This is a genomic window from Gilvimarinus gilvus, assembly GCF_030518155.1.
GTDB classification, from domain to species: Bacteria; Pseudomonadota; Gammaproteobacteria; order Pseudomonadales; family Cellvibrionaceae; genus Gilvimarinus; species Gilvimarinus gilvus.
On sequence record NZ_JAULRU010000834.1, the window covers coordinates 1 to 318 of the forward strand.

A 318-nucleotide genomic window follows, 5' to 3' on the forward strand; every position below is an offset into this window, starting at 1 on the left:
ATTATGGTGGCCAAAAAATAAAGCGGCTAAAAAACAACGCTTCTGGTTCAGATGGAAAGACATAAAAAATTGGAAACGTAAAAATTATGATCTTCATAATATATTAGGATTTTATTCTTCAATTTTTGCATTAATCTTTTCTATAACAGGGTTATTTTATGCATTTTTTATTGTTCAAGCAACTATTTATGTGATTTTTTCAGGAGGTAATACTGCATATCCAGATTTTTCTCATATCAAAACAACTGCGCCAATAGAATTAAGACAAGAGTCTACACTCGATAAGATTATTGAAACTGTAAAAACCAACTATCCTAA

At 28.9% G+C, this 318-nt stretch carries 1 protein-coding gene; it reads left to right on the forward strand.

Annotated features, from left to right (window positions below; translation table 11 throughout):
• Positions 1-318, forward strand: a 318-nt coding sequence (locus tag QWI17_RS23085) for a PepSY domain-containing protein (protein WP_302724899.1), incomplete at both ends; no start/stop codon positions are given.